This window comes from Streptomyces sp. MI02-7b (assembly GCF_033793585.1).
GTDB lineage: Bacteria > Actinomycetota > Actinomycetes > Streptomycetales > Streptomycetaceae > Actinacidiphila.
Window position 1 is genome coordinate 22445 of the sequence record NZ_JARAWX010000030.1, and the last position, 25902, is coordinate 48346.

Annotated in this window: 21 protein-coding genes; 10 read left to right on the plus strand and 11 right to left on the minus strand. The window is 73.0% G+C overall.

The features are described from left to right. Positions 1–11: 11 nt before the first annotated feature. On the minus strand, positions 12–1625 hold the full coding sequence (locus PV364_RS34730; RefSeq protein ID WP_319664690.1) for a SpoIIE family protein phosphatase: 1614 nt from the start codon (positions 1623–1625) through the stop codon (positions 12–14). A 213-nt stretch (positions 1626–1838) separates the two neighbouring features. Between PV364_RS34730 and PV364_RS34735 the strand changes: the two genes are divergently transcribed. Together PV364_RS34735 and PV364_RS34740 are read left to right on the plus strand one after the other, a co-directional pair. Beyond that, on the plus strand, positions 1839–2510 hold the full coding sequence (locus tag PV364_RS34735; protein WP_319664692.1) for a response regulator transcription factor: 672 nt from the start codon (positions 1839–1841) through the stop codon (positions 2508–2510). Between the two features lie 2 nt (positions 2511–2512). Continuing rightward, on the plus strand, positions 2513–3589 hold the full coding sequence (locus PV364_RS34740; RefSeq protein WP_319664693.1) for a sensor histidine kinase: 1077 nt from the start codon (positions 2513–2515) through the stop codon (positions 3587–3589). Between the two features lie 95 nt (positions 3590–3684). Here PV364_RS34740 and PV364_RS34745 read toward each other — a convergent pair whose 3' ends face one another. Continuing rightward, positions 3685–4728: an NAD(P)-dependent alcohol dehydrogenase gene (locus tag PV364_RS34745; RefSeq protein ID WP_319664695.1), complete on the minus strand. Its 1044-nt coding sequence runs from the start codon at positions 4726–4728 to the stop codon at positions 3685–3687. A gap of 189 nt (positions 4729–4917) precedes the next feature. Between PV364_RS34745 and PV364_RS34750 the strand changes: the two genes are divergently transcribed. The 3 genes from PV364_RS34750 (at position 4918) to PV364_RS34760 (ending at position 8445) form a co-directional block, all read left to right on the plus strand. Beyond that, a complete protein-coding gene (locus tag PV364_RS34750) occupies positions 4918–5814 on the plus strand; it encodes a helix-turn-helix transcriptional regulator (protein WP_319664696.1) in 897 nt (298 codons plus the stop codon). Positions 5815–5950: 136 nt separating this feature from the next. Then, positions 5951–7846, plus strand: a complete 1896-nt coding sequence (locus PV364_RS34755) for an ABC transporter ATP-binding protein (protein WP_401979312.1) — start codon at positions 5951–5953, stop codon at positions 7844–7846. Positions 7847–7953: 107 nt separating this feature from the next. Then, positions 7954–8445 carry a hypothetical protein gene (locus PV364_RS34760; RefSeq protein ID WP_319664698.1) on the plus strand — a complete coding sequence of 164 codons (492 nt, stop codon included), beginning with the start codon at positions 7954–7956 and terminating at the stop codon, positions 8443–8445. A 367-nt stretch (positions 8446–8812) separates the two neighbouring features. Here PV364_RS34760 and PV364_RS34765 read toward each other — a convergent pair whose 3' ends face one another. From PV364_RS34765 to PV364_RS34775, 3 genes are all read right to left on the minus strand, one after another. Further along, positions 8813–10267 carry an NAD(P)/FAD-dependent oxidoreductase gene (locus PV364_RS34765; protein ID WP_319664699.1) on the minus strand — a complete coding sequence of 485 codons (1455 nt, stop codon included), beginning with the start codon at positions 10265–10267 and terminating at the stop codon, positions 8813–8815. Between the two features lie 39 nt (positions 10268–10306). After that, positions 10307–10753 (minus strand): VOC family protein, encoded by a 447-nt coding sequence (locus tag PV364_RS34770; RefSeq protein ID WP_319664701.1) that lies wholly within the window; start codon positions 10751–10753, stop codon positions 10307–10309. Between the two features lie 116 nt (positions 10754–10869). Further along, positions 10870–11292 (minus strand): MarR family winged helix-turn-helix transcriptional regulator, encoded by a 423-nt coding sequence (locus PV364_RS34775; RefSeq protein ID WP_319664703.1) that lies wholly within the window; start codon positions 11290–11292, stop codon positions 10870–10872. Positions 11293–11503: 211 nt separating this feature from the next. Here PV364_RS34775 and PV364_RS34780 point away from each other — a divergent pair, with 211 nt between their 5' ends. Beyond that, the gene (locus PV364_RS34780) at positions 11504–12388 is read left to right on the plus strand and encodes a metallophosphoesterase family protein (RefSeq protein WP_319664704.1); all 885 of its coding nucleotides are present in this window, start codon (positions 11504–11506) and stop codon (positions 12386–12388) included. Here the strand turns inward: PV364_RS34780 and PV364_RS34785 are convergent, their stop codons facing one another. Then, positions 12389–13228 carry an endonuclease/exonuclease/phosphatase family protein gene (locus PV364_RS34785; protein ID WP_319664705.1) on the minus strand — a complete coding sequence of 280 codons (840 nt, stop codon included), beginning with the start codon at positions 13226–13228 and terminating at the stop codon, positions 12389–12391. Positions 13229–13624: 396 nt separating this feature from the next. Between PV364_RS34785 and PV364_RS34790 the strand changes: the two genes are divergently transcribed. Beyond that, positions 13625–14713, plus strand: coding sequence for a MerR family transcriptional regulator (locus PV364_RS34790; RefSeq protein WP_319664706.1), 1089 nt, complete (start codon positions 13625–13627; stop codon positions 14711–14713). A 64-nt stretch (positions 14714–14777) separates the two neighbouring features. On the opposite strand, the gene PV364_RS34795 is transcribed toward PV364_RS34790, so the two are convergent. After that, positions 14778–16025, minus strand: coding sequence for a phosphodiester glycosidase family protein (locus PV364_RS34795; protein WP_319664708.1), 1248 nt, complete (start codon positions 16023–16025; stop codon positions 14778–14780). A gap of 188 nt (positions 16026–16213) precedes the next feature. Beyond that, a complete protein-coding gene (gene rox / locus PV364_RS34800; RefSeq protein ID WP_319664758.1) occupies positions 16214–17647 on the minus strand; it encodes a rifampin monooxygenase in 1434 nt (477 codons plus the stop codon). Positions 17648–17937: 290 nt separating this feature from the next. Here rox and PV364_RS34805 point away from each other — a divergent pair, with 290 nt between their 5' ends. From PV364_RS34805 to PV364_RS34815, 3 genes are all read left to right on the plus strand, one after another. Next, the gene (locus tag PV364_RS34805) at positions 17938–18471 is read left to right on the plus strand and encodes a GNAT family N-acetyltransferase (protein WP_401979301.1); all 534 of its coding nucleotides are present in this window, start codon (positions 17938–17940) and stop codon (positions 18469–18471) included. Between the two features lie 23 nt (positions 18472–18494). Beyond that, entirely contained in the window at positions 18495–18911 is a 417-nt protein-coding gene (locus tag PV364_RS34810) for a DUF2809 domain-containing protein (RefSeq protein WP_319664759.1), read from the plus strand. A gap of 208 nt (positions 18912–19119) precedes the next feature. Beyond that, positions 19120–20967 (plus strand): ABC transporter ATP-binding protein, encoded by a 1848-nt coding sequence (locus PV364_RS34815; protein ID WP_319664711.1) that lies wholly within the window; start codon positions 19120–19122, stop codon positions 20965–20967. Positions 20968–20996: 29 nt separating this feature from the next. Here the strand turns inward: PV364_RS34815 and PV364_RS34820 are convergent, their stop codons facing one another. The 3 genes from PV364_RS34820 to PV364_RS34830 form a co-directional block, all read right to left on the minus strand. Further along, on the minus strand, positions 20997–23453 hold the full coding sequence (locus tag PV364_RS34820; RefSeq protein ID WP_319664713.1) for a helicase-associated domain-containing protein: 2457 nt from the start codon (positions 23451–23453) through the stop codon (positions 20997–20999). A 233-nt stretch (positions 23454–23686) separates the two neighbouring features. Beyond that, positions 23687–24562, minus strand: coding sequence for a hypothetical protein (locus tag PV364_RS34825; protein WP_319664714.1), 876 nt, complete (start codon positions 24560–24562; stop codon positions 23687–23689). A 108-nt stretch (positions 24563–24670) separates the two neighbouring features. Continuing rightward, on the minus strand, positions 24671–25822 hold the full coding sequence (locus PV364_RS34830) for a HupE/UreJ family protein (RefSeq protein ID WP_319664715.1): 1152 nt from the start codon (positions 25820–25822) through the stop codon (positions 24671–24673). Positions 25823–25902 lie beyond the last annotated feature (80 nt).

Genomic DNA, 25902 nt, shown 5'->3' on the forward strand with positions numbered 1-25902 from the left:
GCGTCGGCCCATCAGGCCGCCTCGGGGGTGATGCTCTGCTCCGCCCACACCGTCTTCCCCGTCGTCGTGTACCGCGTGCCCTGGGCCTCGGTCAGGTGGGCGACGATCGACAGGCCGCGGCCGTTCTGGTCGCTGAGGGCGGACCGCCGCGGATGGGGAGCCGCGTGGCAGAAGTCCGACACCTCGCAGATGAGGGTCCGGTCGCGGATGAGGCGCAGCCGGATCGGTCCGCTGGAGTAGCGGACGGCGTTGGTGACGAGTTCGCTGACGATCAGCGTGGTGGTGAAGCACAGCTCCGACAGGCTCCACTCGGTGAGCTGACCGTCCGCCCAGGCCCGGGCCTCGGAGACGGCGGCCGGGTCGTTCGGCACCTCCCACGTCGCGACGTCCTCCGGGTCCAGGGTGCGGATGAGGGCGGCGAGGAGCACGGGCTCGGGGCGACCCCCCGGGGTGGCGGCCAGTGCGTCCGAGACGGCGGTGTCGACCGCGTCCTCGGGGTCGTCGCCGGTCGGCGGCAGGACCCGGATGCCGGGGGCCGCGCCCGCCCCGCCCTCCGTGCCGCAGCTCAGCAGCAGAACGCTCCGGGCGGGCACGTCGAACTCCGCCACCGAGTCCTCCGCCATGGGCGAGGGCTCGTCCGCCTCGGCCCCGCCGGCGGAGGGCGCGTCCGCGGGGAAGGCCGGTTCGACTCCGGCGTCCCCGCCGGCGGCGGCCGTGCAGCGACGGGTGACCGGGTCGTAGATGGCCAGCAGGCAGTGCACGGCCGCGCCGGCGGCGCCCGCGCGGCGGCCTAGCCGGGCGATGACCTCACCGGGATTCATGTCCAGCAGCAGCAGGGCCCGGATCGCCGCCCTGACCTGGCTCATCCCGGCCGTGGCGGCGACGCCCCAGCCCTCGGCCGTGCCCGCGACCAGGGCCACCCGGGCGCTGGGCAGCTGGACGACGTCGATCCAGGAGCCGGGCGCAGACGACTCCGGGACGTGCCCGCGCACCGCTTCCAGCGCGCTGACGACCGGGGCGTCCGACTCGTGCAGGGCCTCCTGCAGGATCCGCGCGGCGGCGTCGTGGACGAGCCGGCGCCGCTGGCCGTCCAGGAGCCGGGCGGCCCGGCGGCCGAGCCGCCCGGCCTCCCGCAGGTCGGACTGCGAGAAGGCGGGCGACCCGGCCGTACGGTAGAAGGCCGCGAGCCCGAGGAGCACACCACCGACATCGAGGGGCACCACGAGCACGGAATGCGTGCGGCTGCCGCGCATCAGCCGGGCGCGCACCGGATCGCGCAGCAGCCAGGCGGTCCTCGCGTGCAGATTCAGGACGATGCGTGGACGCAGGTCGACCAGGGACGCGTGGTACGGAGTGCGCACCGGCAGGTGGCTGACCTCCCCGACCTCGTAAGCCCGTGGTATCTCGTCGGGGCGGACCGCCCGGAAGGCCGCGCGCCGGAAGTCGAGCACCTGCGCGGGCAGCCCGGACATCGCCGCCCGTTCGCTGACCGTGGCGTCGGAGACCTCCACGGCGGCGAAGTCGGCCACGGACGGCACGGCGGCGTCGGCGAGTTGCTGGGCCGCTTCGTACGACTGGGTCTGCTCCGGCGGGACGGGCGGGGGCTGGTCGATGACGCAGTACATGTCGGTCGCCTCGGTTGGACGGGTACGTCGGCTGTACGTCGGCTGTGGGGGGCTTTCCTCCACTTCCCACGAGCCTGCCCAATGGGCGGCGCGACCGCATCCTGTCCGACCCGCACACGTCATCAGTGGTTACCCGCTGTCCTGGCTGCGGGTATGCCGCACGGCCGGCGGCGCGTGCTGCCCGTTGAGCGGAGCGGATCTACCGTTGCAACTATGGAAGTCCTCCGCCGCCCGGACGGCAGGCACCCTTCCGCCGCGACCACGGTGGTGCTTGCCGACGACCACCTGGTGGTCAGGGCAGGAATGCGCCTGCTGATGGCCGCGGATCCGGCTTTCGACGTCGTCGCGGAGACGGCGACCGTCCCGGAGACCCTCGACGCCGTGCGCACGCACCACCCCCGGGTGCTGGTGCTGGACCTGACCATGTCGGGCCGGTCCAGCCTGCCGACCATCCCGGGCCTGCTGTCGGCCTCCCCCGGCACCAGGATCCTGGTCCTCACCATGCAGGAGGACCCGGCCTACGCCCGTGAGGCGCTGCGCACCGGAGCGGCCGGCTATCTGCTCAAGGAGGCGGCCGCCGAGGAGCTGCTGGCCGCCGTGCGCCAGGTCGCGAGCGGGGCCACCTACGTACAGCCCTCCCTGGGGGCGCGGCTGGCCGTCGAGGACATCGGCGTCCAGGACCGCGGCGAGGAGCCGCTGACCGAGCGGGAGACCGAGGTGCTCGCCCTCCTCGCGCTCGGCCACACCAACCAGGAGATCGCCCGGCGCCTCTACGTCTCGGTACGCACGGTGGAGACGCACCGCTCCCGGCTCCGCGACAAGCTCGGCAGGGACAGCCGCGCCGAGCTGATCGCCGTGGCCCGGGAACGCGGTCTGGTGGCGTGACCGTGACCCGGCCGGGACGGGGGGCGCTGCGCCTGGGCTTCGAGGTCTTCGGCACCGCCTGCCTTGCCGCCGCCGTCTTCATGGAGGTCACCGACCGGGAGGTGTCCTGGGAGCTGGTGCTGTCGTTCGTCGCGGCTGTGTCCTATCTGCTCATGATCCCGCTGTGCGCCGCACACCAGCGGATCTGGCTGCTGGTCGCCACCGCCGTCGCGCTGATGCTCACGGTCGCCGGGGTGGTCCGGGTGGCGGAGGAGCCGCTGCTGAGCATCCTGCACGTGTTCCCCCTCCTGCTGGCGGGCTACGCGATCATCGCCAGCCGCGCCTCGTCGCGCCGGGAGGCGCGGCTGAGACGGGAGCGGGTACGGGCCCGCCATGACGGCGAGGAACGCGAGCGCCGCCGCTGGGCGCGCGAGCTGCACGACGACACCCTCCAGGAACTGGGCGCGGTGCAGGTCGTCCTCTCCTCAGCCGCCGCCGACGGCGGGCCCGACGCGATGAGCAGCGCCATCGAGCAGGCGCGCGCCCTGGTCGGCAATCAGATCGTCTCCCTGCGGCACCTCATCGTGGACCTGCGCCCGGTGGTGCTGGACGAACTCGGCCTCCACCCGGCCCTCCAGGCGCTGTGCCGGCACACCTCCGAGACCTTCGGGATCCGCACCGACCTTCGTGTCACGTCCCACGGGGACGCGCTCGGCGGGCGGCTCGCGCCCGAGACGCAGGCGCAGGTGTACCGGATCGTCCAGGAGGCGATCACCAACGCCGTCAAGCACGCCGAGCCGACGCGCATCGTCGTGAGCGTGGAGGCCGACGCCGGCACGGCCCAGCTGACCGTGACCGACAACGGCTGCGGCATGCCGGAACAGACCGCGGCAGGCCGGTCCGTCCCGTTACGCACCCCGGACCAGGCGCCTCCGTACAGCCGCGGGATGGGTCTGTCCGCGATGCGCGAGCGCGCCGACCTCATCGACGCCCGCCTGACCGTGCGCAGCGCCCCGGGCGAGGGGACGACGGTCGCGCTGCGCGTCCCGCTGACACCGCCGGACGCATCAGGGGAGAGCCAGGACACGACGGAGCGTTGATCTGCGCTGCCGCCAGGACGTCGGTGGCACGCCGACCGACCCGCCCGGGGGCACACCCCGGGACGGGTGTGTTCCCGGGCCGGGTCGCGGGTGTCTCAGATGGTCGCCGTGTCGATCACGAAGCGGTAGCGCACGTCGCTGGCCTGGACGCGCTCGTAGGCCTCGTTGATCCGGTCGGCGGGGATCAGCTCGATCTCGGCACCGAGGTTGTGCTCGGCGCAGAAGTCGAGCATCTCCTGGGTCTCGGGGATGCCGCCGATGTTGGAGCTGGTCATCACACGGCGACGGCCGTACAGGGCCTTCAGGTCGAGCTGCACGGTCTCCTCGGGGAGGCCGACGTTGACCATCGCGCCGTCCGTGCGCAGCAACGACACGTAGGCGGAGAAGTCCAGACCCGCCGAGACGGTGTTCAGGACGATGTCGAAGGTGCCGGCCAGCTTCTCGAAGGTCTCCGGGTCGCTGGTGGCGTAGTAGTGGTCGGCGCCCAGGCGCAGACCGTCGTCCTTCTTGCGCAGGGACTGCGACAGGACCGTGACCTCGGCGCCGAGCGCGTGGGCGATCTTCACGCCCATGTGACCCAGGCCGCCCAGGCCGACGACGGCGACCTTCTTGCCGGGGCCGGCGTTCCAGTGCCTGAGCGGCGAGTACGTGGTGATGCCGGCGCACAGCAGCGGGGCGGCCACGTCCAGCGGCAGCCCGTCCGGGACACGGACGACGAAGTTCTGGTCGACGACGATCTTCTCGGAGTAGCCGCCCTGGGTGGGCCGGCCGTCCCTGCCGGTGCCGTTGTAGGTCCAGGTCGGTCCGCCGTCGGTGCAGTACTGCTCCAGGCCGGCCTTGCAGTTGTCGCACTCCTGACAGGACTCGACCATGCAGCCGACCCCGACGCGGTCGCCGACGGCGAACCTCGTCACACCGGGGCCGACCTCGGAGACGACGCCGGCGATCTCGTGGCCGGGGACCATCGGGAAGATGCCGGGACGCCAGCCGTCCTGGGCCTGGTGGATGTCGGAGTGGCAGATACCGGCGAACTTGATGTCGATCGACACGTCGTGTTCGCCGACCGCGCGCCGCTCGATGGTGGTCCGCTCCAGCGGTGCCTTGGGGGCGGGCGCGGCGTAGGCAGCAACAGTGGTCATGCCGGGGTCTTCTCCTCGTGGTCTGCGTGCCCGAGGCCTGACGTCCGGGCACGACTTCCAGCAGTCCCGAGCCTGCCCCAAGCCGGGCGCATCAGCGCTCCCCCGCCTTTTCGTACGACTGCTGTGCCTACCACTGGCAGGGTCAGGCTGCCCTGCGTACGACCAGGGGACGGCACGGATACTGGTGGTATGCACGAGCAACCCGAAGGCGCCGTCGGCCGGCCTTTGAACCGGCGGGCCGAGCTGAGCGAGTTCCTGCGCAGCAGGCGCGCCCGGCTGAAGCCGGAGGACGTCGGGCTGCCCGTCGTCGGGCGGCACCGCAGGGTGCCCGGCCTGCGCCGCGAGGAGCTGGCCCAGCTGGCCGGGGTCTCGGTCGCGTACTACACGCGCCTGGAACAGGGCAACGGCCAGAACGTTTCCGCGGAAGTGCTGGGCTCCATCGCCCGCGCGCTGCGTCTGACGGACGCCGAGTACGCGCATCTGACCCACCTGGTGAAACCGAAGGCGCACAAGAAGAAGCCGGCGGCGCGCCCGCCGCAGGCCCGGTCGGCGCTGTGGCGGCTGCTGGACTCGATGGAGGGCGTCCCGGCGTACATCGTGGGGCGGCGCTCCGACATCCTCGCCTGGAACCGGGCGGCGGCCGCGCTCTTCGGCGACTGGTCGGAGCTGCCCGCCGCCGAGCGCAACTGGGCGCGCCTGGTGTTCCTCCGTCCCGAGTACCGCGATCTGTTCGTCGACTGGGAGCAGAAGGCGATCGACATCGTGTGCGCGCTGCGCATGGACGCCGGCTGCTACCCCGACGACCCCAGGCTGTCCGCCCTGGTAGGTGAACTCTCCGTGAAGAGCGAGGAGTTCCGCCGCCTGTGGGCGCTGTACAACGTCAAGGAGAAGAGTCACGGCGTCAAGCGCCTGCGCCACCCGCTGGTCGGAGAGCTCCAGTTGCATTTCGAGCAGTTCCGGCTCGTGGACGACGCCGACATGGCCCTCGTGACCTTCCACGCCGAGCAGGGTTCGCCCTCCGCCGACTCACTGCGTCTGCTGGCCAGTTGGGGCGCGGACAGCACGCACCGGGTGCCGTCGGCCTGACCGGGGCCCTGCCCGGACCGCCGGGAAGGGACGGCGGCGGGCCCGCTCCGTCGGCCGACCGGCGCGACCACGCCGGAGGGGGGCCTTCCGGTCGCTTTCTTGACCTCGACGGCGGTCGAGGTTCTACGGTCCGTACATGAGCATGGAGACCACCGCCTGGACCCAGTTGCACAGCGTCATGAACGCCACGCAGGACCGCCGCCCCCTGGCCCGCGACACCCTGCGGCGTGTCGCGGCGTTCGCACGGCCGCACCGCCGCCGAATCACATGGTTCGTGCTGCTCAGCGTGGTGACCGCGCTGCTCGCCGTGGCCACCCCGGTCCTGGCGGGGCGGGTCGTGGACGCCATCGTCTCCGGGGACCGCTCCGGCCGGGTGACCGTCCTGGCCGCGCTCATCGCCGTCATCGCGCTCGCCGAGGCCGGTCTCGGGCTGGTGAACCGCTGGCTGTCGGCGAACCTCGGCGAGGGCCTGATCCTCGATCTGCGCACCGCCGTGTTCGACCACGTCCAGCGCATGCCCGTCGCCTTCTTCACCCGCACCCGCACCGGCGCGCTGGTCAGCCGCCTCAACAACGACGTGATCGGCGCCCAGCGGGCCTTCAGCAACACGCTGTCCGGGGTCGTCGGGAACCTGGTCACCCTGCTGCTCACGCTCGGCGTCATGCTCGCCCTGTCCTGGCAGGTCACGCTGCTCGCCCTGGTGCTCCTGCCGGTCTTCGTCGTACCGGCGCGGCGCACGGGCACCCGCATGGCCCGCCTGCAGCGGGAGGCCGCCGCGCACAACGCCGCCATGGGCACGCAGATGACCGAGCGCTTCTCCGCCCCCGGTGCGACGCTGGTGAAGCTCTTCGGCCGGCCCGCCGACGAGTCCGCCCAGTTCGCCGAACGCGCCCGCCGCGTGCGGGACATCGGGGTGCGCACCGCCATGGCGCAGTCGGCGTTCATCACCGCGCTCACCCTCGTCTCCGCCCTCGCGCTGGCGCTGGTCTACGGGCTCGGCGGCCACTACGCGCTCACCGGCACCCTCGAAGCAGGCTCCGTGGTCACCCTCGCCCTGCTCCTCACCCGCCTCTACGCGCCGCTGACGGCGCTCGCGGGTGCGCGTGTCGACGTCATGAGCGCCCTGGTCAGCTTCGAGCGGGTCTTCGAGATCCTCGACCTGTCGCCGCTCATCGCCGACAAGCCGGACGCCCGCGAGGTCCCGGAGGGGCCGCTCGCCGTGGAGTTCGAGAACGTGCGCTTCGGCTACCCGTCCGCCGAGAAGGTCTCGCTCGCCTCCCTCGAAGAGGTCGCGAGCCTGGACACCCGCGCGGGCGGCGAGGTGCTGCGCGGTGTCTCCTTCCGTGCCGAGGCCGGCCGCACGCTCGCGCTCGTGGGCTCGTCGGGGGCCGGGAAGTCGACCATCGCCCAGCTCCTGCCCCGGCTGTACGACGTGGACGAGGGCGCGGTGCGCGTCGGCGGGGTGGACGTGCGCGACCTGACGGCGGCGTCGCTGCGCGCCACGGTCGGCATGGTCACCCAGGACGGCCATCTCTTCCACGACACGATCCGCGCGAACCTCCTGCTGGCCAGGCCCGACGCCGGTGAGGACGAGCTGTGGGAGGTCCTGCGCCGGGCCCGCCTCGCGGACCTCGTGACCGAACTCCCGGACGGGCTCGACACCGTCGTGGGCGAGCGCGGATACCGGCTCTCCGGCGGCGAACGGCAGCGCGTGACCATCGCCCGGCTGCTCCTGGCGGGGCAGCGGGTCGTCATCCTCGACGAGGCCACGGCCCACCTCGACAACACCTCGGAGGCGGCCGTCCAGGAGGCCCTGGCCGAGGCCCTGGAGGACCGGACCGCCGTGGTCATCGCCCACCGCCTGTCCACCGTCCGGGCCGCCGACCTGATCCTCGTGGTCGAGGACGGGCGGATCGTCGAACGGGGCACGCACACCGAACTGCTCGCGGCCGACGGCAGGTACGCCGAGCTCCACCGCACGCAGTTCAGGACGGACGACGACCCGGAGCCGGAACCGGCCGGGGTCGCCTAGGCCGGGGCACGGCCTGTCCCGGTGGTGGCAGGCCGTGCACAATGAGGGGCCCCGGGAAGGCCGGAGCACGCGCACGCGACACATCCGAACCCGTGGAGAGCCCCGCCATGCGACGCACGACACGAACCGGCCGAGCAGCCACGTCCGGCTCCGGCAGGGCACCGGTACGGCGAGGCCTGCCGCTCCTGCTGACGGGAATCGCGGCCCTCGCCCTGACCGGGTGCGGCGGCACCGCGGACCCCGATCAGGGCCTGGAGGTGCGCCTGGTCAACGAATCGGCCTGGGACGCGCGCGTGGAGCACTGTCCCGACTGCGGTTCCCGCGGTTTGGTGGTCGTCGGCGCCCCGGACGGCGACATCTCCGCGGGCGGGGGTTCGTACCTCGGGTGGCACGAGAAGCGGCCCTGGCCGGTGGCGTACCGGGTCGTCGTGCACGGCGTGGAGTCGACGTGCCCCGTCATCACCCCGGCCCCCACCCCGGCCGGGCGGTCCACGGTGGGCGGCCGGGACATCGTCTACCTGGTGGATCGCGACGGGAAGTGCGTGGCCGGCCCGCCCGGCTGGGACGCAGTGGCCGACCACGCACCGCCCGTGAGCTGACCCGGGGCCGCCTCGCGTCCCCGGACGACGCGACGGATCCGGCGAGGGCCCTGCGCCTCCGCACCGAAGAGGGCCGGCAGTGCCCGGGCCTCCGCGGCTTCCGCGCCGAAGAACCGCTCGGCCAGGGCACGCGGCACCGCGGGCCCCGTGCATCGGTCCCGATCAGGGCCAGGGCATCGGCGGCCTCGCCCCCGGCCCGGAGGTCAGCCGTCCTGCCGGGACAGGGGGGCGCCCGGCCCCATGGGAGGGCCGGAGTCCCGCACGATCCCGATCCCGATCGGGGCGGTGGCGGTGGCGGCGACGGCTTCGGCGGGGAGGAGCACGGTCGCAGTCCGCCCGCCGGGCCGCCGGACGCTCGCCGGGTCGCCTATCCCCGGTAAGCCTCCAGCAGGCGGAGCCAGACCTCGCTGATCGTCGGGAAGGCGGGGACGGCGTGCCAGAGCCGTTCCACCGGCACCTCGCCGGTGACCACGACGGTGGCCGAGTGCAGCAGCTCGCCGACGCCCGGGCCGACGAAGGTGACCCCGGCCACGGTGCCGCGCTCGGCGTCGACCAGCATGCGCGCCTTGCCGCGGTATCCCTCGGCGTACTGGTGGGCGCCGGCGACGGCCGAGAAGTCGTGGTCCACGACCGTGACCCGGCGGCCGGTGCGCCGCGCCTCCTGCGTGGTCAGGCCGACCGCCGCGACTTCCGGGTCGGTGAAGACCACCTGCGGTACGGCCGCGGTGTCGGCGGTCGCGACGTGTCTGCCCCACCGGCGCTCGTCCACCGGCTCGCCCTGGGCGCGCGCCGCGATCACGGCGCCCGCGATGCGGGCCTGGTACTTGCCCTGGTGGGTCAGCAGGGCGCGGTGGTTGACGTCGCCGACGGCGTAGAGCCAGCCGTCGGTGACCGCGGTGACCTGGAAGGTGTCGTCGACGGTGAGCCAGTCGCCGGGGGTGAGGCCGACGGTCTCCAGGCCGATCGCGTCCGTGCGCGGGGCCCGGCCGGTCGCGAACAGGATCTCGTCGGCGGCCAGGCGGTCGCCGTCCGCCAGGGTGATGCGCAGTTCCCCGCCCGCGTCGTCGTCCCGCGTCACGGAGGTGACGGAGGCCCCCAGGCGTACGTCGGCACCCGCTTCCCGCAGGGCGTCGGCGACCATCTCCCCGGCGAACGGCTCCATCCGCGGGAGCAGCCCCTCGCTTCCCCGGACCAGCAGGGTGACCTGTGAGCCGAGGCCCTGCCAGGCGGTGGCCATCTCGACCGCTACCACCCCGCCGCCGACGATGGCCAGCCGGCCGGGCGCCCGGTCGGCGCCGGTCGCCTCGCGGCTGGTCCACGGCCGGACGTCGGCCAGATGCGGGAGGTCCGGCAGCGCCGCTCCCGTGCCGGTGCACACGGCGACCGCGTGGCGGGCGTGCAGGCGTACGGTCCCGCCGTCGGGGGTGCGCACCACCACCTGGCGGGGCCCGTCGATCCGGCCGTGGCCGCGGACCAGGTCGACGGAGACCGAGGCCAGCCATTCGGCCTGGTCGTCGTCGTGCCAGTGATGGACCATGGCGTCGCGGTGCGCGAGGACGGCGGACACGTCCAGCGGCCCTTCCACGGCCTGCCGCAGTCCCGGCACCCGGCGGGCGTCGGCGCGCGCCAACACGGGCCGCAGCAGCGCCTTGCTGGGCTCGCACGCCCAGAACGAGCACTCACCGCCGAGCAGTTCGCTCTCCACGATCACGGTGCTCAGACCCGCGGCACGGGTCCTGTCCGCGACGTTCTCACCGACCGGCCCTGCGCCGATGACGACGACGTCGTAGGTGCGGGACGTCTCGGTCTCGGTCTGTGTCATGGGTGTTCCCGTGCCTCTCTCGGTACGCGAAGGCGTCGCTCAGCGGCCGGGGAGGCGGGTGGTCACTTCCTGGAGGACCCATTCGTTGCCGTCCGGGTCGCTGAACGAGGCGAAGGACCCGTAGCTCGCGCGCTCGGGGTGCGGGCCGGCGACCCGGTCCTTGTCACCGGCGTGGTGGAAGACGCCGCCCGCGTCGTGGAACACCTCGCTGACGTCGACGCCGCGCCCGACGAGCTCGGCCCGCGCCTGCTCGACGTCGGTGACGACGATGTGCAGGCCCTGGGCCGAGCCCGGGGCCGCGGTGGTCACGTCGTCGCCGAAGAGGATGGAGCACTGCGATCCGGGGGGCGTCAGGTGCACGACCCGGAAGCCCTTGTCGTCGGAGTAGTCGACGTCCAGCCGGAAGCCCATGCCCTCCTCGTAGAACCGCTTGGAGCGGTCGACGTCGGATACGGGCAGAACGAGCACTTCGAGCTTCAGGTCCATCGTCGTCCATCTTTCCGTGGGGGATTTACATCACCGGTCTGACTGGTGACGAGCATGACCGACGAGAACGTCACCTGTCAAGGAGGTGATGTGCGAGCCGGGGAGAGCGGCGGGGATCAGCCCTGGTCGGCCAGGTCGCCGCCGGCGACCTTCCGGAGCGCGGCCGTGAGCGAGGCGAGGTCCTGGCCCTCGAAGTGATCGACGAGGTTCTGCCGCACGGTGGCCAGGAACGTCGGCCAGGCCCGCTCCAGACGGGCGAGCCCGGCATCGGTCAGCACGGCGTTCCACCCGCGCCCGTCCTCGGTGCACTTGACCCGCTGGACCCAGCCCTGCTTCTCCAGCCGGATGACCACACGGGTCACGCCGCTGAGCGAGAGGTTGCAGGCGTCCGCGAGCTCGCTCATCCGCAACTGCGCCTCGGGGGCCTCGGACAGGTGCATCAGCGAGGTGTACTCGGAGAGCGGCAGTCCCGCCTCGCGCACCAGGTCGTTGTCGACCACGCGGGGCAGCACCAGCATCACCCGGCTCAGCTCGCGCACGAACGCCTCCTCGCGCGCGCTGAGGGGCTGCAGTGGTTGCGGTGCCTGGGGCGACCGCGATGACCGGGGTGACTGCTCTCGGGGCGACACGTCCTCACCCTAACTGCTTGACAGGTCAAGAGGGCACCGCGGGACGGCGCGCGCCGGCGTGGCGGCGCCGCCCTCGCGCGGGGTGATGACGCCACGTCAGGGTCTCTGTACCGTGGCCGGGATGCGGATCCTTCACCTGTCCGACATCCACATCGGCCCCGACGACGCGCCGAACGCCCGCGGCGTCGACGCCCGGGAGTCCCTGCGCAGGATGCTCACCGACCTGGAGGCGGTACCCGGCATCGGCACCGTCGTCGTCAGCGGGGACGTCGCCGACGACGGCTCGCCGGAGGCGTACACCGCGGCGCGCGACATGGTGCGGGAGTTCGCCTCGCGCAAGGGGGCCCCGGTGGTCTTCTGCACCGGCAACCACGACGAGCGCGGCGCCTTCGCCAAGGTGCTGGGCAGCGGCCACATCGGCATCGACGGGCGCGACACGGCCACCACCGTGGTCGACTCCCCGGAGGGCGAGCGGGCGGCCGCCAGCACGATCGACGGCCACCGCCTCATCACGCTCGACTCGCTCGTCCCCGGCAAGGTCTACGGAAGGGTCGGCGCCCGCCAGCTCGACTGGCTCCGGCAGGTGCTGGCCGCGCCCGCGCCGAACGGGTCGGTGGTGGTCCTCCACCACCCGCCGGTCACCCTCGACGTCGAGGTCCAGAAGACCCTGGGCCTCCAGGACGCGGCCGAACTGGCGGACGTCGTGCGCGGCACGGACGTACGGCTCGTCCTCTGCGGCCACTTCCATCTCCAGCTCTTCGGCCACCTCGCGTCCGTCCCGGTGTGGGTGACCGCGGGGGTCCTCAGCCGGATCGATCTGACGGCCCCGCCGGGGACCGAGCGGGCCGTACGCGGGGCCTCGGCGACCCTCGTCGACCTCGCCGGTCCTTACGCCCCGATGTTCCACGTGCTGCACGCACGCGACCCGCGGGCGGGCGAGACGGTGTACGAGCTCGACCGCGACCAGCTCCGCTCGGTCATCGACCGGCTGGGGCCCGGTGCCTGATCAGGGGGCGACGACGACCTTGCTGACCAGCGGGAGGTGGTCCGACGCCGTCTCGTCCACGTGCACGACGTGCGTGAGGAGCGGCTTCACCTTCTTCGTGGTGTAGATGTCGTCGATCCGCTCGGCCGGAGCCTCGGCGGGGTACGTCGCCCCGTCGCCGCGCGGGTGCGGGGACGTCGCCCAGGCGTCGGTGTAGGCGCTCTGCAGGGGCTGGGACTCCGGCGCGGTAGGAACGGCGTTGAAGTCGCCCACGAGGATCGCCGGCTGGGTGGCGCCGATCCTGTCGACGATCTGCGGGGTCTGCTGCAGCCGGTCGGTCTGCGAACTGGCCGCCAGGTGGGTGCAGTAGAAGTGCACGGTCCTCCCGCGGACGTCGAGCGCGGCGTGCAGCAGCCCGCGCTGCTCCTGGCCGGGCGACTTGTACAGCCAGGTGTTGTCCGACTCCGTGATCGCGTAGCGGGACAGGATCGCGGTGCCGTACTGGATCCTGTGGTCGCTGCCGGCCGGGGGCGCGTTGTCGATGTTGGCGCCGAACACCACGTGGTAGCCCAGCAGCGCGGCCAGATCGGCGGCCTGGTCGGCCCAGTCGCTGCGCCCGGAGTAGTGGTTGTCGACCTCCTGGAGCCCGACCACGTCGGCGCCGCTCTCGCGGACGACGTCCGCGATCCGCCGGACGTCGAGCACGCCGTCGGTGCCCTGGGCGTGGTGGATGTTGAACGTCATCACGTCCAGCACCCGCGGCCCTCTGCCCTCGGCGGCCGACGCCTCGGCGATCCCGGAGGTGGTGACAGTGGTGAGCGCGGTGACGACAGCGAGCGCGGCCAGGGTCCGGCGCAGCATGAAAGATCCTCCTGGGGTGGGGACGGGGGCGGAACGATCACGATCGTCGTCCTCCACCCTGGCGGAGTCGTGACCGCCAAATGAACGGCCCCCCGACTCCCCGTGGAGAACCTGCAGGTCATCCGTCCACAGGGAGCTGCCGGCACCACCAGGAGCCGCAGCCGCAGCCCCAGGAGGGGGGCTGTCCACGTGCCGCCAGGAGCGTGCGGGCCTCCGGGCCGGGGACCACAACGTCCGATGGACACCGAGGACGTGCATGCTGGTGGAGGCGCCGCTCACGGAGGCGTTGCGGGCGACGCTGCTGAATCCGGGGTCGGCCGCTCGCGCACGCGCCAGCCGGCCGGGCTTGACCCTCGACCTGGTGCAGGGCTCAGAGTTCCGGGTGTGGAGAGCGAGATGCGCAGTATCGGCGAGATGGCCCGGGACAGTGGGCTGGGCGTGAGCGCCCTGCGGTTCTACGACCGGGCCGGCGTGCTGGTGCCGGCCTGGGTGGATCCCGTGAGCGGCTACCGCTGGTACGACGCCGAGCAGTTGGAGGAGGCCAGGCTGCTGGCCCGGCTGCGCAGGGCGGGGATGCCGCTCGCGGACATCCGGCTGGTGCTGGCGGGCTGGTCCGGCCGGGACACCGGCCTGGTGCGGCAGTTGCTCGAGTCGCATCTGCGCCGTCTCGAACGGACGCTGTCCGATGCCCGCATCGAGTTCTCCACGGTCCGAGCCCTTCTCGATCGCAGGGAGAATCCCATGACCTCGACCAGCACGCCCCCCGCCGCCCGGCTGGACCTGCCCGCGGCCGAGTTGGCCGCGGCCTTGGACGCGGTCCGCTTCGCCGCCGGCACCGACCCGGAACTGCCCATGCTCGGCGGTGTCCTGTTCGACATCGAGGACGGGATCCTGCGGGTCGTGGCCACCGACCGGTACCGGATGGCGGTCGCGCGAGCGGGCGCCACCGCACATGACGGGCCCCGTACGCAGGTCGTCGTACCGTCCCCGCTGGCCGACGCCATGCGGGCGCTGCTGAGCGACGGCGGGTCCGTCCGGCTCACCGTCGACGGTGACCGCGTGGCCCTGGAGGCGGGGGACCGGCAGGCGGCCGGCCGGCGTGTCGACCACGACTTCCCCGACTACCGTCGCCTCATCCGCGTGCCGGCCGGGCGGCGCGCCCTCGTCGACGTCCCGGCGTTCCGGGCGGCGGTGGAGGCCGGTCCGGTCCGCGCCGGTGAGGTGCGGGAACAGGACGGCGTGTCCTTCGACATCGTCGTACTCAAGGTGACCGACGACGGCACGGTGGGTGTCTGCGGGGGCGAGGGCGGCGACGACGCGGGCGATGTCGCCGTCAACCGCGACTTCCTGCTGCACGCCCTGGCCGCCGGAGACCAGGACCGGCTGATCCTGGAGTTCGGCGCTCCCACCGCGCCGCTGGCGGTCCGCAGGACCGACGCCGAGGACACCTTCTCGCTCCTGATGCCCGTCCGCCTGGAGGACTGACCCGGCGTGCCGTGGCACCGGCCCGGGCGGCGTCGTCGAGGCCGACGCCGCCCGGGCCGACCGGTCAGGCGCGGGAGAAGAGCCCGATGCCCTCCGGGACCGGCCGCTCGGCGCCGCCGGTCGGGTGGTTGCGCACCACGGGCAGCCCGGTAACCGCGTCACGGGTCACGAGGGTGGACGAGCCGCCGCCGTCCAGGTTGACACCGTTGTCGGCGCCCACGCTCTGGAAGACGCCCGCGAGTTCGGCGACGGTCAGGCCCGCGCCGCTCTCCGCGGTGCCGTCCAGCACCAGCAGGTACAGCAGCCGGCCGCCGTCACCGAAGGCCGCACCGGTGCGGGTCGCCACGGCCTTGTTGTCCAGGCCCGAGATCGGCTCGCCGTCGCGCAGCACCGGGTTGCCGCCGACCGCGAACTTCAGACGGTTGCCCCCGGCGGAGTCCAGGTCCTCGGAGACCCGGATGTGCTCGCCGATCTCCAGCGAGCGCAGCTCCGCCGCGCCGGCCTCGCGGCCGACCAGGACCACGGAGTCCGCGTCGATGGCGCCGGCCCCGATGGTGGACGAGCCGGACACCACGCGGTTGTTGCGCACGGTCACCTCGTAGACGTCCGTGCTGCACGCGGCGGCCCGTACGGTGTCGGTGCCGCAGGTGGCGCGCATGCGCGAGATGTCGCCCCACTGGGAGGTGAAGGCGCCGATGCCGCCGACGGGGATCGCGTACTGGTTGAACCCGTCGAGGCCGAGCTCCTTGTCCCGGTGCCCCTTGATGGAGCCGTCGAGGGTCAGCGAGTCCAGATGGGCCACGTTCTTGTAGTCGACGCCGATCACGTCACGGGTGGACGTGCCGGGCGAGAGGCCCGGCCCGAAGCGCTGGCCGTTCGGCACGGCGGACTTGAGCGCCACACCGTTGTCGATGGCCGGGCCCACCGCGGAGTTCGTGGCCGGCACGCCGGGGTGCTGCGTCTCGTCGATGTTGAAGAAGTCGGCGTTGACGCCGGCCACCGCGCCCTGCGCCGAGACCAGTTGGGAGAGCTTCGTGCGGGCGGAGACCTTGCCGGGGGTCAGCATGCCGACCGAGACGCGGCTGTCGCTCAGGTCGGCGGTGATCACGTGGCCGGTGACCTTGCCGTGCGAGGCGGTCACGGAGAAGGCCTGGTACGTGATGCCCGGCGCGACGGTCACGTCCTCCGCCAGCCGGACCCGCTCGACGGCGTCCGCCTGGGTGATACCGGCGCCCAGGACCGTCACGCTCATGGTGATCGCCGCCGCAACGGACGCGGCCGCCGTACGGGCCCGCCCTGTCATTCTGGTCATGTGTGTCCCGTCATATGTGCATGCATGGCGCACGAATATCCGCCGGAGCCATGAGATGCGGTCCGGAGGAATAGCCGGTGGCAGTTCTCTGACGGGGCGGCGAATCTTGGCGGACCGGGCGCAGAGCCCGCGGGCGCGCGCGGAGTCCGCGGGCGCGCGGCCGGGCGCGGGTGAACCCGCGGCGTTGCTCAGGCGGCGGCGCCGAACCACCGTGACAGCGGGCCGAGCAGATCCGCCTGGTCCTCGCCCGCCCACACCACATGGCCGTCCGGCCGCAGCAGCACGGCGGGCACGTCCAGTTCCCCGCCGGCCTCGGCGGCGTCGACCACGTGGTCGACGCGATCCGCCCAGCCGGCCACCGACAGCCGGCCCGTACGGTCGAGCAGGAGCCCGCGGCCGCCGTGCATCAGCGCGTAGAGGCGCCCCCGCCGCAACCGCACGTCCCGCAGCCGTCGCCCGAGCAGCTGGTGGCCCTCGCCGACGTCGTAGCGGATCCCGATCGCGGTGATCCTCTCGACCAGGTGCCGGTTCACGTCCTCGAAGCGCACCAGTTCGGACAGCAGACGGCGCACCGAGCGCGGGCCGGGCTCGGTGCTCATCAGCTCCATCTGCGCGCGGGTGTTCTCCAGGACGTCGGCGGCCACCGGGTGCCGCTCGGCGTGGTAGCTGTCCAGCAGCCCGTCCGGCGCCCAGCCGTTGACCTCGGCGGCCAGTTTCCAGCCGAGGTTGAACGCGTCCTGGATACCGAGGTTGAGTCCCTGCCCGCCGGTCGGCGGGTGGACGTGCGCCGCGTCGCCGGCCAGCAGCACCCGGCCGGTGCGGTAGCGCTCGGCCTGCCGCGTGGCGTCGCCGAAGCGGGACAGCCGGCGCGGCGAGTGCACGCCGAAGTCGGTGCCGGCGAACACCCGCAACTGCCGCTTGACCTCGTCGAGGGTCGGCGGGACCGAGCGGTCCCCGGCGACCCCCGCCGCGGGCACGACGACGCGGTACACCCCGCCCCCGAAGGGCCCGACCCCGAACCGCTTCTGGGTCCTGCGGACTTCGGCCACCACGGCGGCCACCTCCTCCGGCGCCGCGGTCACCTCCATCTCGCCCAGCAGCGTCTCCACCCGGGTGGGTTCGCCGGGGAAGCCGACGCCGAGCACCTTGCGCACCGTGCTGCGCCCGCCGTCGCAGCCGACGAGCCAACGCGAGCGCAGGCGTGTGCCGTCGGCCAGTTCGGCGGTCACCCCCTGGTCGTCCTGGCTCAGTCCGACGAGTTCGCGGCCGCGGTGGATCTCGGCGCCGAGTTCGGCCGCGCGCTCGGCGAGCAGGCGGTCGGTGGCGGGCTGCGGAATGCCGAGGACGTAGGGGTGAGCGGTGTCCAGCCGGTCGGGCCAGGGCATGTCGAAGCCGGCGAAGAGACCTCCGGCCGCGGACCGCTTCCCGACCGCGAGGAAACGCTCCAGCAGACCGCGCTGGTCCAGCACCTCGATGCTGCGCACGTGCAGACCGAGAGCCCGGACGAAGCCGGCCGGCTCCGCCTCCTTCTCCAGCACGACCACGTGCACGCCGTGCAGCCGCAATTCCGCCGCCAGCATCAAGCCGGTCGGCCCCCCGCCGGCCACGATCACGTCGATCACGCCGTTGTCGTCGTTGTCGTCGTTGTCGTTGTTGGCGTCGGTCACGAAATCCCCCAGGAGCGCACGTACTTCACGAACCGGCCCATTCGGCAGTTCTGCCGTCCGTCGCGGATTCTGCGGCACGACCGGGGGCTTGCCGCAAGGCCCCCGGTGCGCTATAAGTTGAGAGTGGCGAGGAGGGTACGACCCCCTCGCCTTCGCTGTCTCCTTGTGCCGTCCGGCGGCGGACGGGCGGGCACGGGGGAATGCGCTTGATCGGCCGCTCCCCCTCGTATAGCAATGCTCCCGTGATGCATGGCGAGAAGATCGGGCTGCGCGCCCGGCAGGAGAGCGACGTCGACGTTCTCCATTCCGAGCTGTACGACGACGTGGCCGTACGGTCGCGCGCCGACTCCCGCCCGTGGCGGCCCGTCCCGCGGGATGCGGGCCGGTCGCCTTTCGCGGTGACCGATCCGGCGGACGGGGCGGCCGTGTTCTCCGTGGTGGAGCTGGAGTCGCAGGAACTGGCGGGCGAGGCCCTGCTCTGGGGCATCGACACGCACAACAGGACGGCGCACATCGGGATCTCCCTGCGCCCGGCGTTCCGCGGCCGCGGCTTCGCCGTCGACGTCGTGCGCACGCTGTGCGAGTACGGATTCGCGGTCCGCGGACTGCAGCGGCTCCAGATCGAGACCCTCGCGGACAACGCCCCGATGGTCGCGGCCGCGACCGCCGCCGGGTTCGTGCGCGAGGGCACCCTGCGGCGCTCCGCCTGGGTGTACGGGGCGTTCGCGGACGAGGCCGTCCTCGGCCTGCTCGCGAGCGAGTGGACGCCCCGGACGTGAACAGCGCCCGCACCGAAGGCCTGATGGGCACCCGCCTGGTGGCGGCCGGAGCCGCCGTGCTGACCGTCGGCGCGGGCCTGGGGCTGCGGGCCGTGGCGGCGGGGAGCGTGGCCAAGTACGGCGGGGACGCGCTCTACACCCTCCTGCTGGTGGCGCTCGCCGTCCTGGTGGCGCCACGGATCCGGCCGCTCGTGGCCGCCGGAAGCGCGCTGGCTCTCAGTTGGGCGGTGGAGTTCCTCCAACTCAGCGATGTGCCGGCGGAGCTGGCCGCGCGGAGCACCGCCGCCCGCCTCGTGCTCGGCTCGACCTTCAACGCACCCGATCTGTTCTGGTACGCGGTCGGTGCCGCGGTGGGCGGGCTCGTCCACGGCGCGGTGGGTTCCGCGCTGTCCCGCCGGCCCGTGCCGTATTCGCCGCACCCCCTTCACCAGGGGGAATGAGGTTCCCGGCAGGCCTCCCGCAGCCGCTCCGAAGACGGCCGAAAGTACGCCATTCGGGGAAAATCCTTGGACTCCGGGGATTCCGGCGCGGGACACTCCCCTCCCCCGCGCCTCTCGCTGTCGAGGCGCGCGCCCGAACCGGGCCGGGGCGCCGCACGGCCCGTGAATCCGCACGTGGCGGGCCGCCGTACGACAACACGGGGTTGTGATGGGACTGTCTGAGGAACACGCGGGTACACCGGGCAAGGGCTCGGTCGTCCTCGCGCTTCGCCACTACGGAAGGGAGCTGTCCCGGCTGCGGCGTTGGACGGCGCCCGCGATGCTCCTGCCGGCGCTGGGCAACATCTGCATCAACTATCTGGCGCCGCTGATCGTCGCCAAGCTCGTCGGCCGCGTCGCCGGCGGCAGCGCCATCGGCTACGCGACCGCCCTGCCCTACGTCCTCGGCTTCGCCGGTGTGCTGCTGGTCGCGGAAGCCCTGTGGCGGCTCGGTCTGCACTGCCTGAACCGCCTCGACGCCCTCGGCATCGAGCACTTGTACGTCGTCGGCATGGACGAGCTGTTCGCCAAGGACGCCGCGTTCTTCCACGACAACTTCGCGGGATCGCTGACCAAGCGGGTGCTGAGTTTCGCCTCCCGGTTCGAGGAGGTCATCGACACGGTCACGTTCCAGATCATCGGCACTCTCGTGCCGCTGCTGTTCGGCTCGGTGGTGCTGTGGCGCTACGAACCGCTGCTCGTCGTCGGGCTCGTGACGATGATCGCGCTCACGGCGCTGTGCGTGGCCCCGCTGATCCGCCGCCGCCAGGCGCTCGTCAACCAGCGTGAGGCCGCGCTGGCCCGGGTGTCGGGCCACGTCGCCGACAGCCTGGCCAACATGGACACGGTGCGGGCGTTCGCCGCCGAGGAGCGCGAGGCGGCCGAGCACCGGCGCCGTGTCGCGGAGTCGCGGCGGCTCACTCTGAAGTCGTGGGACTACGGCAATCTGCGTATCGACACGCTGGTCGCGCCGCTGTCGGTGCTGACCAACGGCCTGGGTCTGCTGCTCGCGATCACCCTCGGCAGCAGCGGGCACTCCGGGGCGCACAACGTGGAGGCGATCGTGGTCGCCTTCACCTACTACACCAACGCCACCCGGATCATGTTCGAGTTCAACCAGATCTACCGCCGCCTGGAAAGCTCGATGACCGAGGCGGCGCAGTTCACCGAACTGCTGATGACCCCGGCGACGGTGCTCGACCCTCAGTCCCCGGAACCGTTGCGGGGCGGGTCGCGCCGGTCGGCCGACGTCCGCTTCGAGCAGGTGACCTTCGCCCACGCGGGCGCGGAGCCCCTCTTCGAGGGCCTTGACCTGGCGGTGCCCGGCGGGGAGAAGATCGGCCTGGTGGGCCGGTCCGGCGGCGGCAAGAGCACGATGACCCGGCTCCTGCTGCGGATGAAGGACATCGACTCCGGCCGCATCCTGGTCGGCGGTCAGGACATCAGCGGTCTGCGCCAGGCCGATCTGCGCAGCCTGATCGCCTACGTGCCGCAGGACCCCGCGATGTTCCACCGCACGCTGCGGGACAACATCGCGTTCGCCCGGCCGGAGGCCACCGAGGCCGAGATCCGCCGCGCGGCCGAGGCGGCGCACGTCACGGAGTTCGCCGACGCGCTGCCGGAGGGCTTCGACACCATGGTGGGCGAGCGCGGCATCAAACTCTCCGGCGGACAGCGCCAGCGGGTCGCCCTCGCCAGGGCGATCCTGCGGGACGCGCCGATCCTGCTGCTCGACGAGGCGACCAGCGCACTGGACTCCGAGAGCGAGGTCCTGGTCCAGGAGGCGCTGTGGCGGCTCATGGAGGGTCGCACCGCGCTCGTGGTGGCCCACCGCCTGAGCACGGTCGCCACCATGGACCGGCTGGTCGTCCTCGACCACGGGCGCATCGTCGAGCAGGGCACCCACCAGGACCTGCTCGCCTCGGACGGCGCCTACGCGAAGCTGTGGCAGCACCAGTCGGGCGGCTTCCTCGACGACACCCCGCGGGAACGGGAGGCGACCCCCACCCCGTCCTGATCGGCGGCCCCGGGCAGGAGGCGGTCGCCTCACCCGCGGAGCGCGTCCGCCATGTCCCGGGCCGAGGAGGGCGTCCCGGGCATGCGGTGGCCGCCGTACCGCACAGGTACCCGGTCCAGGGCCGGGACCATGGACCGGGAGCGTTCCTCGGACACGCGCTCCAGGACGGTCGTGCCGGTCTCGGCCTCCAGGGCCGGGGCGTAGCCGGCCCTGCGCAGGGCGGCGAGGGTCTCGTCGGGCGGCGCGGTGGAGATCAGCACCGTCGGCGCGATGCGCCGCAGGCCCAATGCGGCGAGGCCGCGGGTCTGGGCGACCTCGGCGATCAGTGCCGTGTCGTCGGAGCGGACGCAGCACGCGGAGCGCACCACGCGCAGCCGCCCGTGCCCGCGGGCGATGTCCTTGACGGTGTACGCCAGCGGCTGCGGCAGTTCGGTGCCCGGCTCGCGGACCGCGGTGAGGCGTTCGAGGATGTCGTCGGCGCTCCATCCCGCGTCGAAGGCGCGGCGCAGTGAGACGGGGGTGATGCGCCAGACGACGGCGTGCCCCTCGGACTCGATGTCGCCGACCGCGGACAGGAGTGCGGCCAGGTCGGGGGCGGGAGCGCCGGTCACCGTGGCGGTTGAGTCGGCCTGGAACCGGGCCGTGGTGCTGGGCGCCGGGAGCATCGCGCGCAGGGCCTCGCGCAGGGCCGCCACCGCCTCGGCCAGGTCCGGATGTGCGGCCAGGCCCTTCCCCAGCCGGGCCGTGCCCTCGGCCGCCGGGTCGGCGTCCGCGCCCGGGACGGCCGGGTAGTGGCGCCCGGCCCCGGCCTCGAGGAGGCCGACGATCGCGCGGCCCGCCCCGGTGAGTGCGCCGTGCGCCACCAGGCCGAACAGCTCGGCCTCGGCGAGGGTGGCTTCGAGCCGCCCGGCCAGGCGCTCGTCGATTTCGCCGTGGCCGTCGCGTCGGAGCCCCAGCACCGGCTGGAACCAGGCGGCACGGTCGAGGAGTTCGGCGTGCGCCGGTGCGCCGGCGACCAGCCCGTACCCGTCCGGCAGGGTGGCCAGCGCTCGCAGCACGCCGTGCCGCAGCGCTACGGCGTACGGATCCTGGGGGCTGATCAGTGCCACCGGCGTCTCGTCCTGCTCCGGCCAGTGGGTGAGCACCTCCGGCACCACGGCCCAGGCCGCCATCAGCGGCAGCAGTTTCCCGGCGGGCGTGGCCGCCGCCCACGCGTCGTACCGGTCGGTGGCGAGCAGCCGCGCCGAGGGCTTCGGCGCGCCGGGACGGGTACGCCCCCTCCCCCGGCCGCGCACCGCGGGTTCCGGCTCGTCGGCCTTGGGGGCGGCGAGGCCGGCGTTCACCGCCAGGTCGAGCCAGAGCCGGGTGTGCTCCTCGCTCGTTCCGGCCGCCTTCGCCAGCCGCCGGGTGTCGCGCACCGCGACCCCGCCGGCCTTGCGCACCGCCAGGGGGTGCGCGGCCAGTTCCCGCAGCACCAGTTCGGCCCGCCACGCGGCGGCCCCGGCCGCCATCGCGCCCTGCCCGTCCCAGTCGTGGGGCAACTCGGCGACGCAGGTGAGCGGTTCCGCGTCCAGGCTCAGGGCCCGAGTGGGACCGTCCAGCCGCAGGGCGCGGCCCACCTCGTAGGGCAGTTCCACCAGATCCGGCCCGACCGGCACCACCATGCCGCGTTCCGCGAGCCAGTCGGTGCCCTCGTCGCCGCTGCCGCCGTCCCGGAAGGTGTACTTGTCGTCCGGGCCGCCCGCGTGGCCCCCGTACCGGGAGACGAAGCGGCGCGTCCGCATCAGTGGAGGCCCCGGCACCATGTGGTCCAGCAGCTCGTGGGCCGCCGCCGGCGCCTTGGCCACCAGCTCCCTTACCCGGCCGGCGTCCGCGAGCAGGGCGCCGATCGCCGCCTGGGCGTCGGCGCGGGTGCGCGGCTCGATGCCGAGCGCGGCGGCGATCCGCTTGATCTCGGGCGCGTTGTAGGCACGGGTCAGGAGGGTGTCCAGCGGCCTGCCGTAGCCGTCCATCCGGGCCGCCCAGGTGTGCAGCAGGGAGGGCAGCGCCAACTGGCCGGGAGGAGCGGGCAGCAGCAGTGCGCGGTACCGCAACCGGTCCAGCGCGGAGGTCAGGTGCTCGCTGGGCGTCCCGCCCCGTTCGAGCCGGTCCCGCACGTCCGCCTCGGGTACCAGCCGCTGGTAGGAGTCCACCAGGGGCGGCTCCGGCCGCCAGGAGTACGCGGCCCGCTCCGGGGCGGCGACCGGGCCGTACGTTTCCAGCGCTCTGGCCGCCACCCATGCGAGCAACTCCACGTCCCCCGCGGTCCCGGCGGCTACGGCGCGCTCCACGGAGGCGTCGGTCAGCAGGTGTTCCGCCAGATGCCGGAACGTGTCGATCCGCGTGTAGCCCGCGGCATGGGGCAACTCACGCTCCTCCAGCAAGGCGGTCAGACGCTCGCCGGGGAGCCCGCCGAGCCACCTCTCCAGGGCAGTGCGCTCATCCACGCGTCCGAGCCTAGGGCAGCGCCACCGCCTCGCCGGGCACCGGACGCCCCGCGCCGCGAACAGGCCCGCAGGAAAACCGGATTGGCGAAGCACCGGACACCCGACCTGCGCGCGGCCAACGGCTGGGGACAGGAAAGGCTCGAAGGCCTCACCGTGGCGGCGTCCGCCTCGGCAGCGGTGAGGGCGTCTTCGGGCGCCGCTGATCCGTGAACGCACTCGCGCGGACGGATCTCTCAGTAGCGGTCGAGGATCAGGTCCGTCTTGAGGATGTCGCCGTGGTAGAGCCAGCCGTTCCGGTCGGCGGCCGCGATGGCGTCGGTGTGCAGCCGGGAGGCGTCGGCGTAGGTGTCGGCCTTGAACGACAGCTCGATCACGTACTCGGTGCCGGTCCCGGCGGCGTTCTTGACGGGCAGCACCTCGATGCTCGCGTCGTCGGACGCCTCCCAGGCGCCCGACCACACCTGGGCGGTCACCGGGCCGTGGGCGCGAGAGGCGGAGAGGGTGTCGCCGCCCCAGTTGTCGCCGGACCAGTCGTCGAGCTTGCCGGGGATCTCGGCGACCAGCCACCCGCGCCCGGTGGTGCTCGACGGCATGGAGGTGCCGGAGTAGCCGCTCGCACTGTGGGACTTCTCGTTGGTGAAGCTGAGGGTCTGCTTGGCGTAGCCCCAGTCCACCTCGGCGTCGTAGTTGGTGTCGCTGCTGTCGAAGCCCTGCGCGTTCGCCTGGTTCAGGGCGCCGGTGATGTCGCCGTTGGCGACCGCGTAGCGCTTCTTGTAGCTCTCCTCGAACGAGGACCCGGACTTGTGGCGGAGCCGGACGCTCCAACCCTGGGCGTCGAGGGCCTGCACGTCGGTGTCGAAGTACTCGTACGAACGCGCCTTGGCGGAGCCGGAGATGCCGAAGGCCGCCTTCACGGCCGCCGTCGGGCTGTGCGAGGCGTCGAGCGCGGCGGTGGTGAGGTTGATCTTCACTTCGTACGTCGGTACGGCGTTGGACGCGGCGAACGCCGGTGTCGCGGGGGCGAGGACGGCGAAGGACGCGGTGAGGGACGCGGCGAGGGCGATCACGGACGCGATGGGCGTGCGACGGCCCAGTGAAGTGATGGACATGCCAATAACTTCCGGCCGGCGGATGATCAACACGTATGCGCCGTCCGTGATCCACATGAAGCGCAGGCGTCGATACGGTCGCGGCGGGCCCGGCGGCGGGTCGGGCGCTCACGACGGGACGGCGGTCACCCGGTCCCAGAACCAGTAGAGGCTGACGATCACGATGGGCGCGGTCATGGCGGGCAGCACCCAGCGGTGCGCGGGGGCCCTGCGGAGCAGCACCAGCAGCGGGAACACGACCACGATGATGCCCAACTGCACGGCTTCGATACCGACGTTGAAGCTCAGCAGCGACAGCAGCAGTTCCCACGACCAGCTCTCGTCGATGCCGAGCGCCCCCGCGAAGCCCAGGCCGTGGACCAGGCCGAAGAGGAAGACGACCGGCAGCCGCCAGCGCCCGGTGCCCTCCCGGTCGCGCAGGAGGATGCCGGCGCAGGCCATGACGGCGATGGAGGCCGCGATGACCGGTTCGACCACGGCCGCGGGCACGCTGACCACGCCCATGGCCGCCAGCAGGAAGGTGACGCTGTGGGCGGCGGTGAAGGCGGTCGCCGCGAGGAGCACGTCGCGCAGGCCGCTGGCGCCGATGAGCAGCGAGAGCAGGAAGAGGACGTGGTCCAGGCCGAACAGCAGGTGTTCCGTGCCGAGCAGGAAGAACTCGGTGATCTGGTGGCGGGATTCGTGGGGTCCGCCGGTCTTCAGAGTGGGCTCGGCGGCCGTCAGCACCTGGGAGCCGCGCTGCCCGTCGATGTCGTAGTGGACGATCGTCTCCGTGCTGTGCACGAAGCTCTCGGCGTCCGGGAACAGGGCGCTGGAGATCGTCCGGGCGCCGTCCGCTCCGGCCGGGCAGTCGTAGGCGAGGGTGAGGACGGCGAACGGGCGGGTGCCGCGGGTGTGGACGGCGGCGTCCCCGGCCGGGCGGGGGGTGCAGGCGGTGCCGTCGTGGGCGAGCGCGAAGCGCCCGGTGACGTACTCGTTCACGGCCTTGGCGTTGATCTTCAGCTGGCGCAGCTGCTCGGCGCGGTCCTTGGCGCCATAGGCCTCGGCATAGAGCCAGGCCGACTTCATGAGCAGGTCGTACTCGAGGTCGAGTTCCGCCTGGACGCGGGTTCCGGTGCCGGTGACGTCGACGTACGCCGTCGTGGTCGCGTCGTGCGCGGCGGCCGGGGAAGCGCTGGCCAGGCCGGCGGCGAGCACGGTCAGGAGCGCCGCGAGGAGGGTGAGCAGTGCGGCGGGCGGGCGCGGGGCGGCGGAACGCATGCGGATCTCGGTTCTCGTGGTCGAGCGGGATGGACGGCGGTGTGCCCGCCGCCCCGGACCGGTGGGGTCCGGGACGGCGG